Below are 21,808 nucleotides of genomic sequence, written 5' to 3'. Positions count from 1 at the left end.
AAACTGATCACTTCTAAGTCAGAGAACTTCGGGACGACTCCTCTGCGAGGTATATTCCCTTTTTCGTTTACTAAATCAGCAGAAAACATCTTGCATATATCAAGAAATTTAGCGAATATTGCATATAAGTTGTGCATAATTGAGCTGTATATTAATAGTTTGATCACCATTAAAATACTAATAATCAATGATATGCACAACTTATTTCCTGACATTTTTTAGTGAATTAATTCCGCCAACGGGTAAATAAAGATATGCTATTGGCATATTAATGGATAGTCATAACAGATACTGAGAAGAGGGCCTGAAATAAGATAATGAATTATGGTTACAGGGAACGAACATGTATTCGATAACATATACGAGACTCGGGATTACATATTAAATTTAGAAAAGCAAGCATTGGCTGAAGATAAAACTAGACACTCGGCTCCGATATGTTTTTCTGGGACAGATGACATCATGTCATTCCATAAGAATCATGTATCTCTAGGGATTAGAGATTCGGTGGATTATCCATTTACTGCATATTTTAATGATGCCTCTGATGAGAAATTTATTCTTAATCGTCTATTTTCGGGTAGATATTCGTTGAAGCCCAATTTGAGGGAACATGCTTTCTTGTATCGAGGAGAAACTGAATTTCATGCTCCATGTGTGCCTAATTTGTTTCGCAACCCAAAGAAGGCTTATTATTTGGATTATATCATTTATGGTGACGAGATGTTTAGATTGATATTATCTCATCCGCTTGTTCAATTGTTAGATATTGGAGTTTCTCTCAAAGGTAGAAAGTTCTGTTTCGAAATGAATCTGTATGGTCTTATTCAGCATTACTACAATAAATCATCTCTGTTGGATATGACTAGTGACATTAATGTTGCAATGTTCTTCGCCACTCATAAATACGATTGGAAAACTGATAGTTATACTCCAATAGAGGATGATTGCCACGAACCGGGTATCCTTTATTATTATCGGCTTGACATTAGGCGAGATTTTCAACCTCAACCTAATGGAGAACGGCTATCTACCATAGGTCTGCAGGTTTTTCCTCGAAGTGGGCGTCAGAAAGGCTTTTTGTACGATATGTGTAGAAATAATAATTTTAATTCATTGCCTCAGTTACAAGCTTTTCGTTTCAAACATGATTCGGCAATAGCTCGTGATATTAATTGTGTGATGAATGGCGGTGACAAACTGTTCCCTCCTGATATCCTCATGAAGCATTGGAAAAATTCAAGTAGAAATCCAAATATTGTCTCATTGGACGCTGTCAAAATTAACAAGACAAGGAATCCAGAAGAAACAGTAGATTCACTTATTATCAAACTGAAAAAGGACTATAATATAGAGGTTGTAGACTATAAACCTGTCTTAAGTCAGCAAGAGTTGCATGAATATTTCGAATCAATGAAAGATGGAAGTTTCTGGAAAGAATTTTGCAACCAGATATATATCCCAGGTGATGATGGATCAGTGATGCAGGAATTACTAGATGTTCCTAACAAACCAGAATACGAGTGGGCTTTCAAGGAAGATATAGAACATACCGTTGATTTTAAGAAGGGTTCTTTATTGAAGAATTTGAACTGTGTGTATGAGTAAGATTTTTGATAAAGACTTTTTAGATAGCCTGTTGGATCAGGCAGCTGAGTCGCCCCGGATGCGACAGAATTACGATTTGCGTAACTCTCCGGCGGATACTTCGCAACAAATGCTGAATGCATTGTTGCCGGGAACAGTAGTACCCATCCATCGGCATGAGGAAACAGCAGAGACTGTGGTTTGTCTGCGTGGCAAATTAGAGGAAATTATCTATGAGGAAGTGCAGGAGGCTACTGATGAACGTGGCTTCCGTGAGGTGTATCGCCAACTGCTTTGTCCCACTGAGGGGCTTTGCGGGATGCAGATTCCGGCAGGGGCATGGCACACGATTAATGTAATAGAGCCTTCTATCATCTTCGAAGTGAAGGATGGGGCGTATGTGCCCGGTTAGGTCTGCGCCTTAAGCAAACACATTCCTTGTAGTAAATCTGTCTGGTTTTGTATCAACCGATACAAAACCAGGCAGATTTTTTTTGTCCCTACGCCAACAAATAAATCAATAGAAAAAACTCATTATTTGCTCGTTAACCTTCGTAAAATTATTTTATTGTTTCCTATTCTTTCCTAATTAGTTGTCTATCACAACACACCCACTTCCTTAATGTATATATATTGATTAATTTTGCAGCTTCTATTTGAAGATGCTTTGTTTACTAGAGGAGAAACTACGCGACCCTCTCGCATTGTCTCGATTAAGCCAGTTTCGCTATATAGAAGTAAATAAAAAGGAGAGTGTGCAGAACATCAACAGGGAACATGAGTTTCTACTGTGCTTTGTGCTGAAAGGATCGGTTTGCATCTTAAAGAATAAAATAGATCATGCACCGTGTGTGGTGATGCAGGATGAGGTGTTGCCGGTCAATGAGTTGACGCGCTCTTTCCTCGATTTGCTGGTGGAGTATATGGAAAAGGGCGCTCACCCAAGGGACCTAAAGGTGACTCGGGGCTTTCTGCTTACGAGTTCTGGAAGGAACAGGTAACAAACGGCACGTTGGAGTGGCCGAAAGACAAGGTAGGGGTGGCCGGCAAACAAAAACTCGGAAGTGGATTACTGGGATTTCCTGACCGGACGCGACGGACTAACGCCTCATGTGGGCACAAATGGCAACTGGTACATCGGTGATAAGGATACGGGGGTGAAGGCTGCCGGAAAAGACGGGCTGGACGGTAAGGATGGAAAGCCGGGCGAACCGGGAAAACCGGGTGCGGAGGTGACCATTATTAAAGGGGTGCCTAACGTGATTGCACAGTATTCTCAGTCTGAATTTGGTGAGATGTGCGTACCATCAGTATTCTAACTACAGCTATAGTACTTCATCGGGCGCGTATTATTATTATATTTATAAGGTATTTCGAGCGGAACGGAGGCTAGTTTTGCATCGGCAGAAGGTGAGTTTGACTTTTCGAGGATTGACTTTACACGGATTTATAAATCATCGACCAAACGCACGGTTCTTGCCTCTGTCATTGGGATTGGGCTTGCAGGGTGAGTACCTGATGCCGCTGCAGAAGGATTTGCCCCGGTTTGTGCAGGTGTCTGCCCGTGTGATGTGGCGCATTGGCGGAAAGAGCAAACGCACGGCTTCGGTCATGCCAAACCGTATAGCCAAGCGGAGATTGATGAGCTGAACGGCAACATCAATGACTTGCGCAGGCAGCTGGAGGTGAACCAACGCATTGCCTTGGCTAGAGCCAAGGCGGTGAAGGAGCTTCTGATGAAGAAGTATGGTATAGGTAGTGAACGTATTCTGGCTGAAGGACAGGGTGTAGGCAACATGTTCTCGGAAGCCGATTGGAGCCGCGTGAGCATTTGTACCATCGAAGAAGCTAATTGACGCCTACCAATGTGGTGTATGTGGCGACTGACAAAAAGGCTTCTCCTTCTTTTCTGGATGTGAATTATTATACGGATACCGATTCATCTTATGTGAAGATTTTGCATACGGATGTGGAGCATTGTTACACGCTGCCGCAAGTGGAGGCCTTGGCCAAAGCGGCTGTTTACTCCAACGGCAAGGTTCAATGGGGCATGAATAATGATCGTAGCGGGGTTCTCGTGATAAATAACAAACGTTTGAAGTTTGTAGAAAGCAAATCGTTTTAGTATGGGTTAAGTGTATTGTTGGACCTTCTCTCAATCTGTAATAGGATGGGGGAGGGCTTTTTTGCATTTATTCTTGTTTCTTCTGCCTGAAATTCTTAGGGGTGTCATGATACACTTCACGGAAGCACTTGATGAAGTAATGTGACTGATTGAACCCCGTGAGGTAGGCGATCTCTGCAATGGTCAAGTCACTGGTACCGAGCAGGTGAACGGCTTTTCTCAGACGGATGGTGCGGATGAACTGATTGGGGGTTTGACCAACCAGGCTTCTGAATTTGCGGTGGAGAACGGTTTTACTGGTGTTCATCTCGGCAGCAAATTCGTCAATCTTGAAGTCGGCATCCATCAAATGGTCTTCGATGATTTTCATTGATTGCTGAAGGAAATGTTCCTTGGGGTCGAACTCTATCTCTTTGCTATCGGGAGAGATGAGCTTGCCCAACAACTGGCTTTTTCTTTTCTGACGGGTCTGGTTGATGTTGATGATCTGATTGAGCAGGGCGTCGGAATCAAAGGGTTTCTTGACGTAGATGTCGGCACCGGCTTTGTAGCCTTGTAACTCGTCGTCGGTAGATGACTTGGCGGTAAGCAGGATGACGAAGATGTCGGCAAAAAGGCTGTTGTCTTTGATTTGCTGACACAGGGTGAGCCCGTCACCGTGTGGCATCATGACGTCAGACACAACGATCTCGGGCAGGTAGCGGGTGATGGCTTCCATGGCTTCGGTGCCGTTGGTGGCGGTGATGACGGTGAAGTAGGCGGAGAACTTGGACTTGAGGTATTCGCGCAGTTCTTCGTGGTCTTCTACCACGAGAATGGTAATGGGGTCGTCGGCCCGGGGGGGGGTTCTGACGGGATCGAATGGTTTGTCTGTCTCCACCGCGCAGGCGGGAGCAGGGAGGGTGATGCTGATCTCGGTTCCGATGCCGGGCTCGGACTGGATGGTGAGCCGGCCGTGGAGCATGGAAACAAAACGTTTCACCACGTAAAGGCCCAGCCCGAATCCTTGTAGGGCTTGGTCGCGACTGTGTTTGGGGTCGCGGTAGAATTTATCGAAGATTTTCTGCTGGTTAATCTTTTCAATGCCCGATCCGTTGTCTTTGATGCGGTAGCACAGTGTGGCGAGTGCTTCGTCATAGCTGAGGGTCACTTCAATGATGCCACCGGGGGAGGTGTACTTCATGGAATTGCTGATTAGGTTATAGAGTATTCTCTCTATTTTAAGGTGGTCAATGAGTAGGTGCAGCTCGGTGTGGGCGGGCTGGTAGCGGAGTTCGATGTTCTTTGATTTGGCCAGATAGGCAAACGACTGTACAATGAGGCGGCTGAATGAGACAATCTCTGTTTGGCGCTCGTTGAGCTTGGTGTCTGAGAATTCGGCACGTTTGTAGTCGAGTATGGTACTGAGTATGTCCGACAGGAAGGAGGCGTTCTTGGCGATGATTTCCAGTTTCTCGCGGCAGGGCTCTTCCGGAGGTGTTTCACGCAGCAGGTCATTGGCGGGTGCTATGATCAGGGAGAACGGGGTAAGCAGGTCATGCGACAAGCCGGCAAAGAAGCTCTCTTTTTCACGCAAGAGTTCTTCTTGTTTGAGTCTTTCTATTTTATGGAGTTTGCGCTGTTGCTGTTTTTTGTATCTCCTCAGAATAAGGTAGAGTCCGGTGGACAGGATGAGGAGGATGGTGATGGCCGACAGGAGATAGAACCAACCGGTGTTCCACCAGGGGGGAGCTACGGTCATGCTCATGGACCAACAGACGGGCTGGTCGGCAAATCCGTCGTACTTCCTGATCTCGAATACGTAGTTGCCCGGACTGAGTTGTGAGAAGGATACGGGATAGGAGAGGTCCAGGCTTTGCCATTCGTCCATGAACCCGCGGATGCGGTATTGGTATTTGTTGTTATAGAAATCGGTGCCTGTCTCGGTGAAAAAAAGGGTGACCCATTTGGACTGGTAGGACAGGCGGATGAGTGAGTCTATTTTTGTTTTCTGGTGGTCTATCTGCAGGTCGGTAAGCAGTATTTGAGTTTTATCGGGCTGGTTAAGCGCCAAGCGCGGATCAATGACGATGAGGTGGTCCGTACTGCCGAACACGATTTGTTCCCGGTGGTTCACTATGGCACGGGAGGCCGACAGGATGGTGTGCTTGCCAAAGACGGCGGAGTTGATTTCTTTGATGATGCGCGGACCGGTCATGTAGCAGAAAATGCGCCCGCCGATGGAGAACCACAGGTTGTCTTCGGAATCGAGCGTGAGGTCTTTGATGGCGCCTTTAGGCAGTATGTCGGGCGGGAAGACGGTGTGTGCCCGGGTGGTGCCTTTGTCTATCTGCAATAGATTGGTGGAGGTACCGATCCATAAATGGGAGGTGCGCCGGCTCATGGCGATGCTATAAACGATTTCGTCTGACAGGAAACGGCCGTTGGGTTCTATCTTGTTGGTCTGGGTATTAAAGAGGTAGAGCCCGCTATGCGATGAGATCCACAAGCGGTGGTTGTCGTAGGGGGCGAAGCCGGTAATTTCATCTCGCCCGAAGGAGTCGTAGTGCACGTAGTTGGTGAATGTTTGGTTGGCTTGGTCGGGGCGGACGGACATGAGTCCGTTTTGTTTGGAGCCTAACCACACGCGTCCGTCTTCGCTGTGGAAGAAGGAGGTGACTTTTTCGAGCTGTTTGTCGGCCGAGAAGTTGTTCAATGTCAGCGTACCGGAATGCGGACTTTTCTTGAAGTAATAAAGAAAGCCGTAACCGTCATGCCCGGCCATGATGAGCCGGTCAGTGGAGTACATAGACAGGATGTAGTTGTTTAAGGCGCCTTGCCGGGTGCTGCCCGATTTGTTGATAATGGTATTGTTTGCTAGCTGGCAGAGGTATACTCCTTTGCCCTGGGTACCTACCAGGATTGAATTATTTTCTACCGAGGTGAGCGACATAGCCGATACGGGCAGGGTGTGCACGGAGGGAAAGCGTTTCACTCCGTTTTCATTGGGGTTAAAGCGGTACAGCCCTTTGCCGAAGGTGCCGATCCAGATGTTGTTGTATTGGTCGCGGTAGAGGGTGTTGATTAAGGATGCGTCAAAATGGGTGGTCGATAATGGTCGGGGAAGGTCGCTCTTCTCTGTACCGATGATTTTGATGCCTTCTCCCCAGGTGCCCAGGTACAAACGGTTGCCCGAGCCTTGCAGCATGCGATAGATGGATAGGAAGTCTTTACCGGTATGCATGGGTTCCGTATGTACCTGCATGGGTGATGCTGTCGTCCACTTCATTTTTAATAATCCGTCATTCCAAGTGGAACACAGGAGTGTGTTTTTCTCGCCACTGTCTAAGAATTGGGTGACGGCCATTTTTCCTTTCCCTTTCTCAATCCATTGTTTGCGATGGAGGTCATACACAAAAAAGCCAAAGTAACTGCCTGCCCACACATAGCCGAGGGGTTTTTCCACCAGGGCGGATATGATGTATCCGTTGAAGTACGTGACCACATCGTATCCCTTGTCTTTGTTGGGAGTTAGTTTGTACAGCCCTTCTTCCCAAGTGCCCATCCAGATGTTTTTTTGTGAGTCTTCGAACAGGGATACGACCCGGTGGGGGCATTTCCCTTTGATGAGGGTTTGCAGGTGGGTGAAGGTGTCTTTCCGGGGATCATAGAGGTTGACTCCGCCTGTTTTCAGACCAATCCACAACCGCCCGCGGGAGTCGAAGAGGAGTGTTTCTATGTTGTTAGCCGTGAGGCTGTTGGGGTTTCCGTTCTCTCGCTTAAAGACTTTGAAGTTTTTACCGTCAAATCGGTTGAGACCGTCGGTCGTGGCAATCCACATGAAATGGCTGTCTTCACATACGGAAGTAACTTCGATGCTCGAGAGGCCATCCATGGTATCATAGTGGCGAAATTCCTGTGAAAAAACAAACAGGCTTTGTACAAACAGGACTAAAAAAAACAGGCTTCGTTTCATAGTATGCGGGTTATTGTGAAACAAATCTAGAATATATTTTCATCAAATCCTATGGTAAAAGGCTGATTGGCATGATTTTATTATAAAACGCTTTTTTATTGTTATCGAAAGAAAAACGGAATGCATACTTTTGACGAAGTTAATCGATAAATGAATTAGTATGAAAAAGCAAACTGAATTTCTAATCAAGAGTCTACTCCTTATTTGGGTAATGCTCACAACGGTGGCTGTTGCATCTGTTGCATACGGAAGTAACGGGCAGCAACAACAAAAGGAGATAAAGGTCACAGGGCGTGTGACTGATCAGGACGGGAACCCGGTAATAGGTGCTACGGTACGTGTGGAAGGTGCCTCTACCGGTGTGATAACGGATATGGAGGGTAATTACTACATTAGCATTATGCCCGGTGCCAAACTGTCTTATTCTTATATAGGATATAAAACGGTGGTGAAAACGGTTTCTGTGGCAGGTAACATTTCGGTTACGCTGCAAGAAGACACGCGAGTGATTGACGAAGTGGTGGTGGTAGGCTATGGGGTGCAAAAGAAAACGACGTTGTCGGGTTCTGTGAGTTCCGTAAGCGGGAAGGATATTCTGAAATCACCTGCCATGAATGTAACCAACTCTATAGCGGGTACGCTGCCCGGACTGGTGGTAGTGGCCCAGAGCGGGGAGCCCGGAGCCGATTATGCTAATATGTACATACGCGGTAAGAGTTCGTTGAACGAAAACTCACCTTTGGTGGTGGTTGACGGGGTGCCCAATCGTTCGCTGGAAAGGATTGATCCTTCGACCATTGAAAGCATTACGGTGCTGAAAGATGCGTCGGCGGCGATCTATGGTTCGCAGGCTGCCAACGGGGTGATTCTGGTTACTACCAAGCGTGGTAAGGTGGAGAAACTGGGTATATCGGCTTCGTACTCGGCAGGTTGGTCGCAACCGACTAAAGTTCCCGAGCTGACCAATGCGGCCGAATATGCCACGCTGGTGAATGAGATAAGTCCGAATACGTACTCTGCCGATGAGATCAGGAAGTTTGCAGACGGTAGTGACCCGTGGCGTTATCCGAATACCGACTGGTTTGACACGGTGCTGAAAACATGGTCTCTGCAACAGAATGCCAACGTAACCATGTCCGGCGGAACGGAGAAGTTACAGGCGTATGTTTCGCTGTCGACGCGTTCGCAAGACGGATTCTTTAAGAATAGCGGCAGTAAGTATGCCCAACATGATTTCAGGGCTAATATTGATGGCAAGGTGAATGATTACATCAGCCTGTCACTGGATGCGAGCATGCGTATGGAGCAGAGTAATTTTTTGTCGGTGGGATCGCCCCGGTTGTTTCGCGACTTGATGACTGCCAGTCCGATACTGCCTGCTGTGTGGCCCAACGGATTGCCCGGACCTCCACTCGACTTGCAGAATCAGAACAACCCGGTGGTGCAGTCAACTTCGCAAGCCGGCTATAATAAAGGGGAGAATTATGTTTTCAACATCAACGCCAAAGTGAATGTGAAGATTCCGTGGGTGAAAGGTTTATCGCTTACGGGGGTGGCTGCTATTGACAGGGGGTTGAATTACACCAAGAAGTTCAATAAAAAGTATGATCTGTACACTTGGGACGGGACCACTGTGGGAACCGACGGTTTGCCTACGCTGGTGAAGGGACAATATGGCTCGTCAAGTAACTTGGTTCAGCAACTGGACATCAGCAAGGAGTATCTGCTGAACTTGCTGGCCAATTACCAACGCACTTTCAACAAGGTACATGATGTGTCTGTGTTGCTGGGTGTGGAGAGCATTGAAAATACATCGAACTGGTTTAGCGCCGAACGCAGGAATTATACGGTGAGCTTTCCGGATGAGCTGAACTTCGGTGATCCGAACAGTCAGTATTCAAACGGTTCTAATCCGGGTAAAAACCGTTGGCTGAATTATTTCGGACGTGTGAACTATTCGTATAAAAGCAAGTACATGGTGGAGTTTGTATGGAGGTATCAGGGTTCCAGCAAGTTTGCTTCGGAAACGAGGTGGGGATTTTTCCCGGGAGTATCTCTGGCGTACCGCCTCTCTGAAGAAGAGTTCTGGAAGGACAGTAAGCTGGGGCGACTGATGGGGAATTTGAAGCTAAGAGCGTCATACGGTAAAACGGGTAACGACTTGATTGATCCGTACCAGTATTATTCTCTTTATGCTAAATACTGGCAGGATTTTGTGACCGGAGATCTGACTAACAATTCTACGTATTACGAGAGTCTGGCTGCCAACGTGAAGGTGCAGTGGGAGGAGGCTGAGCAGATGAATGTGGGCTTCGATGTGACGCTGCTGGATAATCGTTTGTCACTGACAGCGGATTATTTCAACAACTTACGTTCGAAGATATTGATTCCGCAAACAGCTTCTGTGCCCGATGCTACCGGTATGACAGATATTTTGCCGGATATCAACCTGGGAAAGGTGCGCAACAGTGGGTTTGATTTTGAGATGGCGTGGACGGATAAGGTGCGCGACTTTGAATACCGCATCGGGCTGAACGGCGGGTATGCAAAAAACAAAATCATCTTCTTTGATGAGGCCGAGGGGGCGCTTGCCTGGCAGAAGCAAACGGGGCACCCCATGAACTCTAGTCTCTATTACGAGGCAATAGGCATTTTCCACAATCAGGAGGAAATTGATAACTATCCGCACATGGATGGTACTGTGCCCGGAGATATAAAATTTAAGAATGTAAACGGAGACGATAAGATTACCGGTGAGGACAAAACGCGCATTTACAAGAGTGATGTGCCGCGGTGGACGGGTGGTTTAAACATATCGGCCCGCTACAAGGGGTTTGATGCTTCGATTCTCTTTCAGGGACAGGCCGGCGCGGTGCGCTATGTTCAGGCGCTGGGAAGCAAAGACGGAATTAATTACTTCAAATCTTTTTATGATAATCGCTGGACTGCCGATAACCCCAATGCCAATTATCCGCGTACGTTTAACCGGAACGAGGAGTATTGGGTGAGCTCTGAAAATCCCAATACGTTCTGGTTGCACAGCACGGATTTTATCCGGCTTAAAACCATGGAGCTGGGTTACACGATTCCGGCAACCTTGGTACGCAAATGGGGACTGGAGAAGGTACGGGTCTGCGTTAGTGGGATGAATTTGTTTACGTATGCACCTCACATGAAAGACTTTGATCCTGAGCTGGAATACAAAGGGGATGGCTTTGCCGGTCAGGGATACCCCATACAGCGAATTCTAACTGCCGGTATTTCTATTAACTTTTAAATCAGGAAACTATGAAACGGTTATTTTTTATCCTATCGATATGGTTGGGATGCATGCTTTCTTCATGCAGTGATTATCTTGATACAGTGCCCGGAGATCAGTATGACGACAATGCAGTGTGGTCGAGTCCGGATCTGGTAGAGAGTTTTGTTTATAAGATATATCTGGGTGTGCCTTATCCGTATCAATGGTACATGAGTGCTTCGCTTGTTGATGAGGCGGTGCCCATTCAGAATGACGGAGTAACCACCCGGGTACTTACGTCGACCATGACGCCCGACGATCAGGGAGCGTTTGTGAACAACTGGGCTACCTGCATGGAAAACTGGTGGTGGAAGTCGGTGTACACTAACATCAGGTCGTGCAATCTTTTCTTGTCGAAAATTGATGGCGTTGAGTTTACCGATGAGGCCAAGAAGCAACAGCTGATTGGTGAGGTGCACTTTCTGAGGGCTTATTTTTATTACCTGCTCATGGCTCAATACGGTGGCGTGCCGCTGATTGATAAGGTGATTAATATTGGTGATAATTATAACATTCCGCGCAACACGTTTGAGGAAACGGTGCAGTTTATTGTGGATGATCTTGATGCGGCGGTGGCTGATAACAAACTCAACAGTCAGGCCGATAAAACACGGGCAACGGTTGGGGCGGCGTATGCGCTGAAGTCGAGGGTGTTGCTGTATGCAGCCAGTGATTTGTATCATTCAAACGGATCATGGGCGGGCACCTATGCCCATCCGGAACTGATTGGCTATGTGACCGATAACAGGAAGGCTCTTTATGAAGGGGCCAAAGCGGCTGCCGAGAAGGTGATGGCATTGAACTATGATTTGTATAAGGGGTATAGTGATGCGGCGGTAAACTTCCGTCAGCTGTTTTTGCAGATGCAATCGGCTGAACAGATTTTTATTACGCAGTATGACAAGCAGAACTTCCCGTATTATGCAACCGATTGGGTGGCCTGGGTTTGCGGAACGCCTTCTTACGGAGGGTTTGCACTGAATCAGGTAACAGCCAATTTGGCCGATGCTTTTGAGAATGCCGATGGAACGACCTTTGCTTTTGATGAGCAGAAGGGTAATCCGTACGCCGGAAGAGATCCGCGTTTCTATGCTTCCATTCTGTATAACGGGGCTTCGTGGTACATTAACTCATGGGGTACGCTGACGCCCACTACAATTGATATAACAAGTACCGATAGCAACAAGGGGAATACCACGGGGTATTACATCAGCAAATTTATTTCGCCGTCGGAGAATAACTATTATTATGGGTCACGACAACCGCAACCTTATATACAGATCCGGTTTGCAGAGGTGTTGCTGAATTATGCCGAAGCGTGTCTGGGACTGAAGGATGAGGCATCGGCACGGTCGGCCATCAACAGGATACGTGAAAGAGCGGGAATGCCTGATGTGCCCGATACGGAAACGGGTAGTACGCTACTGGCGCGTTACAGGAATGAACGCCGTGTGGAACTGGCATGGGAAGGACATCGTTTCTTCGATGTGCGCAGGTGGATGATTGCGCCGGAGGCTTATGTGCCTGCCAAAGGAGTGAAGGTGGCTACCGGAGGATATGAGGAATTTACTTTTGAGAACAGGGCATGGAACAATAGTCATTACCTGATTCCCATATCTCGTACGGAGATGCAGAAGAATACGTCTCTTATTCAAAATCCGATATACAACTGATGGCAATGAAGAAAATCGGCTGGGTGGCTCTTGTGTTGTTGGCTCTCTGGGCTTGCAGGCAGGAAGGGGATCTGACGGCAGACAGAATGTGCATGGACCGCGGATGGTACTTCCGTTTGGAAGGAGCATCCGGCGGTGCAGCGGATAACGGTGGGTGGAAGAAGGTGGATCTGCCTCACGACTGGAGTGTGGACAGATACGCGCAACAGCTCAATGATAGTGTGTGCGGGGTGTTTGTGCGCCACAGTCCGGGAGGTCTTTCGACGGGATACACCCTTGGCGGAACCGGGTGGTACGCGCGAACGTTTGACGTGCCTGCCGGTGAACTGGACCAACTGCATTTTCTTTATTTTGAGGGGGCTTACATGGAGACGGATGTGTGGGTGAACGGGCAACGGATAGGGTATCACCCGCACGGATATACGTCTTTCTGTTGCGAAATACCTGCCCGATTGCTGGTGACGGGAAAACCCAATACGCTGGTGGTGAGGGTCACTAACCGGGGAAGGAACAGCCGGTGGTATTCCGGATCGGGTATTTACAGGCATGTGTGGATGATGGTTACCGATAAGCTTCATTTCAAGAACTGGGGCAGTGCTGTGGTGACGAAGGCTGTGGCACCCGATTTGGCACAGCTGCAACTATCGACAACGGTTTGCAACAGGTATGACACGGTGCAGCATGCTTGGCTGACGGTTTCTGTGTTGTCTCCGCAAGGGAAAGTGGTGGCGACGGAGGAACGAACGGTTTCTGTGGCTGCCGGTGGTGAGCGTGAGGTGACTGTGCCTCTGACTGTGAAGGATCCGCAGCTCTGGTCGACCGCGAGTCCGGCGATGTACCGCACGGTATTGTCCGTACGTAATAACAAGGGGCAGGTCATCGGTAAGGAGGCAGTGCCTTTTGGGATACGGACGCTTGCCTTTTCGGCGTCGAAGGGATTTCTGCTGAACGGTGTGCCTACCAAGTTAAAAGGAGGGTGTGTGCACCATGATAATGGTTTTCTGGGAGCGGCGGCCATAGACAGGGCGGAGGTGCGAAAGGTTGAGTTGTTGAAGGCCAACGGGTTCAATGCCGTGAGGTGTGCTCACAATCCTCCTTCGGAAGCGTTTTTGCATGCTTGCGACACGCTGGGGCTGTTGGTCATTGACGAGGCTTTCGATCAATGGAAGAAACCCAAGAACCCGGATGATTACCACCGCTTTTTTGAACGTTATGCGGGAGGAGATGTAGCCGCTATGGTGTTGCGCGACAGGAATCACCCGTCGGTTATTATGTGGAGCATAGGGAATGAAATTCAGGAACGTGCCGATTTGGCGGGTGTGGCGATAGCGGGTTATTTGAAGAATATAGTGAGGCGGTTGGATGCCACGCGTCCGGTTACGGCTGCGGTGAATGACTTTTGGGATAATCCGCAGCTTTCCTGGAAGCATAATGCGCAAACGGCTTGTGATGTGCTGGATGTGTGCGGGTATAACTACATGTGGTATGAGTATGAGAATGACCACAGGAAATTTCCGCAACGGATAGTATATGGCAGTGAGTCGGCCCCCGGTGAAACGGCTCTGAATTGGGATTTGGTGGAGAAGCATGCTTTTCTGATAGGTGATTTTGTGTGGACGGCCCTTGATTACCTGGGAGAGGCGGGTATCGGACATGTACTGAATCTGAAGGAAAAAGATAAGAATCCGCAGTTTATGGAGTGGCCGTGGTTTAATGCCTGGTGTGGTGATATTGACTTGTGTGGCGACAAGAAGCCACAGTCATACTACCGTGATGTGGTTTGGCGAAGGTTGCCCGTGAGCATGTGCGTGCATCCTCCGCTGGAAAAGGGGCTGGTTGAGAAGGTGAGTTACTGGGGATGGCCGAATGAGTATCCTTCGTGGAACTGGGCTGCTTTTTTGAATGAGGTGGTGACGGTGAATGTGTATAGCTGTGCGCCGGCGGTGCGACTGTATCTGAACGGTAAACTTGTGGAAGAGAAGGCGGTGGGCGCGGAGAAGAGGTACACGGCGTCTTTTCGCCTGAAATACATGCCGGGTGTGCTGAAAGCTGTGAACGTGGTTAACAAGGAGGAAGAGGAGGAGGTGGTATTGAGTACTACCGGGAGACCTTATGCGCTGAAGCTGGTAGCCGACCGTTATCACTTGAATGCGTCACCCAATGAGTTGGCGTATGTGAAGGTGATGGTGGTGGACAAGACGGGGAACCGGGTGGACGACAGCAGTGCATCGTTGTCTCTGCATGCAAAGGGGGTAGGCTCTATTGCCGGATCTGGTAATGCATCGCCCACGGATATGGAGAGTTTCCGGTCGCTCTCGCCACGCGCGTACAGGGGACAGGCATTGGTTATCATGCGTCCCGAAGGGGTACGGGGAGAGATGGTTTTAACGGTCTGCTCGCCGGGATTAGAACCGGACTCTATTCGAATCCATGTGAAATGAAATAATAAAGAATAATGGGAAATAATAGGAAATTACGCTTGTTGGGACTTGGGGTCTTTGCAGTATGTATGCTGTGGTCCTGCACGAAGAGGCAGGCTGCTATGACAACCGAAATTGTTTCGGATGAATTATGGAAGGATGTGGATGGACAGTTAATTAATGCGCATGGGGGAGGTATTCTTCATTACAAGGGGCGCTATTATTGGTACGGGGAATGCAAAGGTGATTCTACTTACCGGTTGGAGCGTGTGAAGTCGTGGGAGTGCTGGAGGGCGGATGCCAAGGGGGTGTCGTGCTATTCGTCGGCCGACCTGGTGCACTGGAAATTCGAAGGTATTGTATTGCCTTCTGTTCCCCAGGATTCTCTGCCGGACCTTCACCCGTCGCAAATCATGGAAAGGCCCAAAGTTTTGTATAATGAGAAGACAGGGAAGTTTGTGCTCTGGCTGCACATAGATAGTCCGGATTATGAAAAAGGCATGGCGGGGGTGGCTGTTGCCGACAAACCTACGGGTCCGTTTGTGTACCGGGGTTCTTTTAAACCCAATGGCTTTGATTGCAGGGATCAGACTTTGTTTAAGGATACCGACGGCAGGGCTTATCATATTTGTGCAACCGACTGGAACGAGACGTTACTCGTTAGCTTGCTGACGGACGATTATACCGGTACCACAGGGGTGTATAAGCGTATTCTTGTTCACGAAAAGCGTGAGGCGCCGGCTGTTTTTAAAAGAAAGGGGAAGTATTATCTTCTGTCATCGGGATGCACGGGATGGGATCCCAACGAGGCGTCATACGCTGTGGCCGACTCTCTGTTAGGAACATGGGTTGCGCAGGGAAACCCTTGTAGCGGGCCGAATGCGAAGAAGACTTTTTATGCACAGAGCACGTTTGTTTTGCAACTGGAAGGGGAAGATCGGTATATTGCTCTATTTGACCGATGGAATAAAAAGAATTTGATTCATTCTACGTATATTTGGTTGCCTGTTTCATTTGAAAAGGAGAAACTTGTGATTACCTGGAAAAAAAGAATGATGCTATGAGAAAGTATGGGCTATGTTATGGTGCCTTTCTGCTGTTGATGGCGATTGGTTACGGAGTGAAAGCGCAGACGTTTGTAATAGATGCGCGTAACGTGATGAGACAACCCCGTTACGGGCACTTGAAAATGGGAAACGCCGGTCCGACCGGAAAAGAAATTGTTCCCAACAGTTTGTATCTTACGTTGGGTGGGAAACCTTGCCTGCCCATTATGGGGGAACTCCATTTCTCGAGAGTGAATCGCGATATGTGGGAGGATTATATCCTTAAAATGAAGGCGTGCGGGGTGAATATCATTTCTACTTATTTATTCTGGAATCAGCACGAGGAGATAGAAGGACAATTTAACTGGAGCGGCGATAAAGATATTCGCGCGTTTATTAAATTGTGTGCAAAGCATGGCATGTTATGCTACCCGCGGATAGGTCCCTGGGCACACGGTGAAGCTCGTAACGGGGGGACACCCGACTGGATATTGAAGAAGAAGTTCATCAAAGACCGCTCCAATGATGTGGTGTATCAGATGTATGTAAAGCGATATTTTACTCAGTTACTGAATCAGTTTAAGGGGCTGTACTACAAAGATGGCGGTAATATAATCGGTTTGCAGCTGGAAAATGAATATTGGTTTGCCAAGGAAGGGGAGGCGCACATGACTTGGCTGAAGCAGACAGTGATGCAGCTGGGAGGAGATGTTCCTTTATATACGGTTACCGGATGGGGAGGCGGTTCGGTTCCTCCTTACGAGTTTATTCCGCTGTGGGGAGGATATGCGGATGCTCCGTGGGCGGAACATGTAGGGAAAGAATTTCAACCAGGTAATTTTCAGTTTGACTCGTTCCGGGATAATAAAAATATAGGCAACGAGCAGATTAGCGGGCGTGACGAGTATATGACTTATGAGGACTATCCTTATTTTACCTGTGAGATGGGAGTCGGTGTTCAGAATACGTATCACAGAAGGTTGCGTATTGGTGCGTTGGATGGCTTGGGGATGCTTACGGCTAAGCTGGGATCGGGAAGTAACTTGCTGGGGTATTATATGTTTGCCGGGGGCACGCAGGTGAGAGGTGAGCTCTTCTCGAACGAGGAGGAGCAGCAGCAAACCGGATATTGGAGCCGTGTGCCGGCCAGGTCATACGATTTTCAGGCGGCCATCAAGGAGTCGGGCGAGATAGCAGCGAGTTACAAACAGGTTAAAAAGCTGCATCTGTTTACCAATGCTTTCGGAGAACAACTGGCTCCGATGTTGCCGGTTGTGTATAAGGGAGGGGAAAATGAGATGCAGGTGGCCGTGAGAACGGATAATAAATCGGGCTTTCTGTTTGGGATAAATTATGGCAGGTATTTTCCACAACCTACCAGAAAAGAGGTGAGGTTTTCCATCGGGCTCGACAATGAACGTTTGCAGTTTCCTTCCAAGGCGTTCTGTGTGGAGGATAGCACTGTTTTTATCTGGCCTTTTAACCTGGCGATGAAGGGTATGACCTTGAAATATGCTACTGCTCAGTTATTAACGCGCATAGGTGATACGTATGTTCTGTTTCAAAACAAACGGATTCCTGTTGAAATAGCTGTAAAGGATGCCACTGTGGAACCGGGGGCTTTTCAAACACGGCATACACCCGACTGTACGATTATTACCGGTATGGAACCGGGAAAGAATTGTCGCATTCGGCTTCAATCGGCACAAGGTGACCGGGTGACGCTGGTGGTGCTGGCGGAAGAGGATGCGGATAATGCCTGGCTGACCAAGACAGGAAGGGGTACGAATCTGTATATTACCACGGCCAATCTGTATGCGTCTGCGGATAGTGTATATGTGCTTTCCAATCAGAATAAAGCAACTGTTTATCAATGGAATGCTGCCACGGGGGTGTTTGATAAAAGGGAGGTGACTACACAGGCTAAGGATGCTCAGTTGGCGCTTACCAAACGAAGCATACTGACGGGGACCCGGTGGCTGGAAACGGCTAACTTCAAAACGATTGAAGCAAATAGACAACGTTACCACCGTTTCTTCTTTAAGGAGTTTAGCCTGAATAACTCGTCGGCCGTGAAAAAGGCGACGCTTTTCATCTATCCCGAAGAGGGTTGTGAACTGAATGTGAATGAACGATGGGTGAACCAGCCGGTTACCCCGGGATGCCTGAATGTCATTGATTTGACAGGTTACGTTCGAAAAGATGAAAACAAACTGTTCCTGTCGTTCCCCTATGTGATAGGAGAGAAAAAGATGGCAGCGAGATTGATTGTGGAATATGAGAATGATGATGTTGTTGATTTTTTAACCGATGAATCTTGGCTTACAACGGATATGTACACGAATCCGTCAACCATGCGGGCTTATGACCGCCCTGTTGCCCCCCGGGTAGTGGAACCTCCGTTGTATTCCGGATCCATCGAATACGAAGGATTCAAAGAATGGGAGTTGCCGGTGGCTTTTGATCAGCTTGATGGGTTGAGTAACTTGTATCTGCACATAAGCTATGCAGGCGACAGAGCTGAGTTGTATGCTGATTACAGGCTTCTGGCCGATGATTTTAATGCGAATGTGCCTTGGCAGATCGGGTTGAACCGTTTATCCATTTCTCCTTTGGGAAAAAACATGAGGCTGGTGGTGTATCCGCTGAGCAGGGATACGAAAGTGTTTTTTGATGTACCTCCCGGGGCGGACGAGTACGATCGTGCTTTTGTGAAGAGATGTAAGATAATACCTGAATACAGGATGGTGTTAAATGAATGATACGAGTAAAATGAAGAAAAGAGTTTGGATATGGATGCTGAATATGGCCATTTGCCTGGTAGCACAGGCTAAAGAGTTACGTGTAGCCGGTATATTTAGCAATGATATGGTGCTTCAGCGGGAATGTAGCGTACCGATATGGGGCAAGGCACAGGCCGGAAAAGAGGTGGTGATCACTACTTCGTGGAACGATAGTTGTTACAAGGTATCTCCGTCTCCTGACGGGAACTGGAAGGTTAACATATTAACGCCCAAAGCTTCGGCCGTTGCATACGAAATGCGTATTGTGTGCGGTAAAGAGGCAATTGTTCTGAACAATGTGCTGATTGGGGACGTGTGGTTGTGTAGCGGACAGTCGAATATGAGCATGCCGCTAAAAGGGTATTACTGTCAGCCGGTATGCGGATCGAATGAGGCCATACTAAACTCTGTGGGGAAGCAGATTCGTTTTATCAACATAGCAGCCAAAGGAGCATATAAGCCTCAGGAGGATTTTCGGGGCGAATGGAAGAAGGCTTCGCTTCAAGATACGGGCGACTGTTCCGCCGTGGCGTGGTTTTTTGCCGATTTCATCAATAAGCATGTTGGAATACCCATTGGTATTATCAATGCCAGCTACGGCGGATCGTCCGTTGAAGCGTGGATGGATGCACAGGCTTGCAGGCAGTTTAAGGATATTCCGGTGCCCGGTGCAAGCGATGAACCGGTACCGAATGAGGCTAATACGCCAACGGCATTGTTTAATGCGATGATTCATCCGATAGTGGGGTATGCCATCAAAGGTATGTTATGGTATCAGGGAGAATCGAATATTTTTAATGTACCCCGATATGCGCATTCAGTGGCTTCGATGGTGGCACAATATAGAAAAAGATGGAACAGGGGAGATTTTCCGTTTTATTATGTTCAGATAGCTCCGTATGAATATAAGTGCTGGAATTTTTTTACGCCGCAATGGCCCGAAATATCTGCTTATCAGCGTGAGGCCCAACGGATGTGTATGAAGTTGATACCGCATAGTGCCATGGCGGTGTTGCTGGATGCAGGTGAGGAGTATGTGATTCATCCTTCACGCAAAGAAGAAGTCGGACAACGGCTGGGGTTGCTGGCTTTATCAAAAATATACGGATTCAAAGGTTTTGAGGCGGAGAGTCCTGAATATGAAAAATTAGAGATTGAGGGCAACAAAGCCATTGTTCATTTTACCAAACAGTACAACGGAATTACGTCGTACGGTAAACCGCTGGAATTGTTTGAAATAGCGGGTGATAATAAGGTTTTTCAAAAAGCAGAGGCGTATATTGACGAAAATAACGGAACGGTGGTGTGTACGTCAAAATGGGTGGAGAAGCCGGTAGCCGTGCGTTATGCCTTTCGTAATTATGTAAAAGGGGAACTCTTTGGTACGGGAGGATTGCCCGTTTCTTCTTTTAAAACAGATAACGATTCGGGAAGAGCTTATTATATCAGTCGCAAGGGGAGCCCTAAAAATGACGGTTCCATAAGGAAGCCGTTTGCTGCACTCGATTCGGTGGTATTATCGAAGTTGAATGCCGGTGATACGGTGTATTTTATGGGAGGAGAGCGTTTTGATACGAGTCTTTATATTCATTCGTTACGTGCGGGGACTCGGGAAAATCCTATTGTTATTTCTTCTTGGGGGAATGCGAAAGCGACCATTGCGTCGGGCAATAAAACGGGACTGTTAGTTTACGATTCTGAATACATAAAGATTGAGAATCTGCATTTTGTAGGCAGTGGTCGTAAAAAAGGGAATACCAAAGAGGGGGTATGCCTGTCGAATAGTCGCTGCATGGATGTGGCAGATGTGGAGATAGAAGGGTATCAGAAGTCCGGACTGGAAATTTATTGTTGTTCTCAGGTGGTGGCGGAGCGTGTTTATGCGCATGATAACGGTTATGCCGGGATTCAGGTCTCGGGTGAATCGGGTCGGAAAGATGCTGCGTATGATGTGCTGATCAGTCATTGCAAGGCGGTAAACAATCCGGGTGATCCGACCAATATGGATAATCATAGCGGGAATGGCATCGTTGTAGGGCGTTGCAAAAAGGTGACTATTGAATATTGTGTGGCCACAAACAATGGCTGGGATATGCCGCGTATAGGAAACGGTCCGGTTGGGATATGGGCCTTTGAGGCGGATAGCATACTTATTCAGTATTGCATATCGTATCGCAACAAAACGTCTAAAGGAGGTCAGGACGGAGGAGGGTATGACTTTGACGGGGGAGTGACTAATTCAACCATTCAATACTGTCTTTCTTATGAGAACGAAGGAGCAGGATATAGTTTGTTTCAATACAAAGGTGCTAGTTTGTGGTATAACAACGTGGTGCGTTATTGTATCAGTGAAAACGATGGAAATGTGTCGAACGGTATGGGAGGGATTTTTGTATGGAACAATTCGGAGGATCCTGAGGAGTTAAAGGACTGCTATATTTATAACAACACGATTTACAACGAAAGGGGAGGTGCCATGTGTTTTGAGAAAAAGAGCAATAATAAAAACTTCTTTTATTATAACAATATATTTGTAGGAAGAGATGATCTGAATAAAGAGGCTCCCGTTTCAGGTCATTTCATTGGAAATAATTGGTTTAGTTTGCTTAGCGGCACGGGCTTTAATATGGGGGGAACTCTGAATTTTGAACAGTGGGCTGAAGCGACCGGACAGGAGTTATGGAAAGGGAAAATAGTGGGACTGAATGTTAAACCGATCTTTAAAAGACCTGGAAAAACGGTGTTGACTGACCCTACCCTTTTGCACGAATACGATGCTTATTGCCTGGCTGAAGATTCACCCTTACGCTATAAAGGGCTGGATTTGAAAAAAGAATTTGGGATCCGTATGCCTGATCAGAACTTTAACGGTTGTATGCCTGCTACTTATACGATGGGGGCATGTAAATGAGTTGTGT

11 protein-coding genes and 4 pseudogenes are annotated in these 21,808 nt (G+C 47.6%); 13 read left to right on the top strand and 2 right to left on the bottom strand.

The window, feature by feature from the left end; translation table 11 throughout:
* Window positions 1–215, bottom strand: a pseudogene (locus C511_RS17525) (IS982 family transposase); the annotation flags it as partial.
* A gap of 247 nt (window positions 216–462) precedes the next feature.
* Here C511_RS17525 and C511_RS0108735 point away from each other — a divergent pair.
* The 7 genes and pseudogenes from C511_RS0108735 to C511_RS0108710 all read left to right on the top strand — a co-directional run bounded on the left by C511_RS0108735 (window position 463) and on the right by C511_RS0108710 (window position 3,712).
* A complete protein-coding gene (locus C511_RS0108735; protein WP_226992519.1) occupies window positions 463–1,608 on the top strand; it encodes an FRG domain-containing protein in 1,146 nt (381 codons plus the stop codon).
* Window positions 1,601–1,999 carry a WbuC family cupin fold metalloprotein gene (locus C511_RS0108730; RefSeq protein ID WP_024996581.1) on the top strand — a complete coding sequence of 133 codons (399 nt, stop codon included), beginning with the start codon at window positions 1,601–1,603 and terminating at the stop codon, window positions 1,997–1,999. The genes C511_RS0108735 and C511_RS0108730 overlap by 8 nt, the downstream gene beginning before the upstream one ends.
* A 250-nt stretch (window positions 2,000–2,249) precedes the next feature.
* Entirely contained in the window at window positions 2,250–2,588 is a 339-nt protein-coding gene (locus C511_RS0108725; protein ID WP_024996580.1) for a hypothetical protein, read from the top strand.
* A pseudogene (locus C511_RS18320) lies at window positions 2,528–2,882 on the top strand (hypothetical protein); the annotation flags it as partial. The gene C511_RS0108725 and the pseudogene C511_RS18320, both read left to right, overlap by 61 nt.
* A 178-nt stretch (window positions 2,883–3,060) precedes the next feature.
* A pseudogene (locus C511_RS18315) lies at window positions 3,061–3,201 on the top strand (OmpA family protein); the annotation flags it as partial.
* Between the two features lie 65 nt (window positions 3,202–3,266).
* Window positions 3,267–3,443: pseudogene (locus C511_RS18090) on the top strand (OmpA family protein); the annotation flags it as partial.
* A complete protein-coding gene (locus C511_RS0108710) occupies window positions 3,440–3,712 on the top strand; it encodes a hypothetical protein (RefSeq protein WP_024996577.1) in 273 nt (90 codons plus the stop codon). The pseudogene C511_RS18090 and the gene C511_RS0108710, both read left to right, overlap by 4 nt.
* A gap of 67 nt (window positions 3,713–3,779) precedes the next feature.
* Here the strand turns inward: C511_RS0108710 and C511_RS0108705 are convergent, their stop codons facing one another.
* A complete protein-coding gene (locus C511_RS0108705; protein ID WP_027318061.1) occupies window positions 3,780–7,667 on the bottom strand; it encodes a hybrid sensor histidine kinase/response regulator transcription factor in 3,888 nt (1,295 codons plus the stop codon).
* A 160-nt stretch (window positions 7,668–7,827) separates the two neighbouring features.
* On the opposite strand from C511_RS0108705, the gene C511_RS0108700 reads away from it, so the two are divergent.
* The 6 genes from C511_RS0108700 to C511_RS17520 are packed head-to-tail and all read left to right on the top strand — an operon-like array spanning window position 7,828 to window position 21,801.
* The gene (locus tag C511_RS0108700) at window positions 7,828–10,944 is read left to right on the top strand and encodes a SusC/RagA family TonB-linked outer membrane protein (RefSeq protein WP_051260497.1); all 3,117 of its coding nucleotides are present in this window, start codon (window positions 7,828–7,830) and stop codon (window positions 10,942–10,944) included.
* 11 nt (window positions 10,945–10,955) lie between these two features.
* Window positions 10,956–12,641, top strand: coding sequence for a RagB/SusD family nutrient uptake outer membrane protein (locus C511_RS0108695; RefSeq protein ID WP_024996576.1), 1,686 nt, complete (start codon window positions 10,956–10,958; stop codon window positions 12,639–12,641).
* Window positions 12,641–15,082 carry a glycoside hydrolase family 2 TIM barrel-domain containing protein gene (locus C511_RS0108690; protein WP_024996575.1) on the top strand — a complete coding sequence of 814 codons (2,442 nt, stop codon included), beginning with the start codon at window positions 12,641–12,643 and terminating at the stop codon, window positions 15,080–15,082. The genes C511_RS0108695 and C511_RS0108690 overlap by 1 nt, the downstream gene beginning before the upstream one ends.
* A gap of 14 nt (window positions 15,083–15,096) precedes the next feature.
* On the top strand, window positions 15,097–16,125 hold the full coding sequence (locus C511_RS0108685; RefSeq protein ID WP_034782037.1) for a glycoside hydrolase family 43 protein: 1,029 nt from the start codon (window positions 15,097–15,099) through the stop codon (window positions 16,123–16,125).
* Window positions 16,122–18,869 (top strand): beta-galactosidase, encoded by a 2,748-nt coding sequence (locus C511_RS16535; RefSeq protein WP_081698292.1) that lies wholly within the window; start codon window positions 16,122–16,124, stop codon window positions 18,867–18,869. The genes C511_RS0108685 and C511_RS16535 overlap by 4 nt, the downstream gene beginning before the upstream one ends.
* A gap of 10 nt (window positions 18,870–18,879) precedes the next feature.
* The gene (locus C511_RS17520; RefSeq protein WP_154657491.1) at window positions 18,880–21,801 is read left to right on the top strand and encodes a sialate O-acetylesterase; all 2,922 of its coding nucleotides are present in this window, start codon (window positions 18,880–18,882) and stop codon (window positions 21,799–21,801) included.
* Window positions 21,802–21,808 lie beyond the last annotated feature (7 nt).

Source organism: Bacteroides graminisolvens DSM 19988 = JCM 15093 (genome assembly GCF_000428125.1).
Lineage (GTDB): Bacteria > Bacteroidota > Bacteroidia > Bacteroidales > Bacteroidaceae > Bacteroides > Bacteroides graminisolvens.
This window is presented reverse-complemented; position numbering and strand designations above follow the sequence as displayed.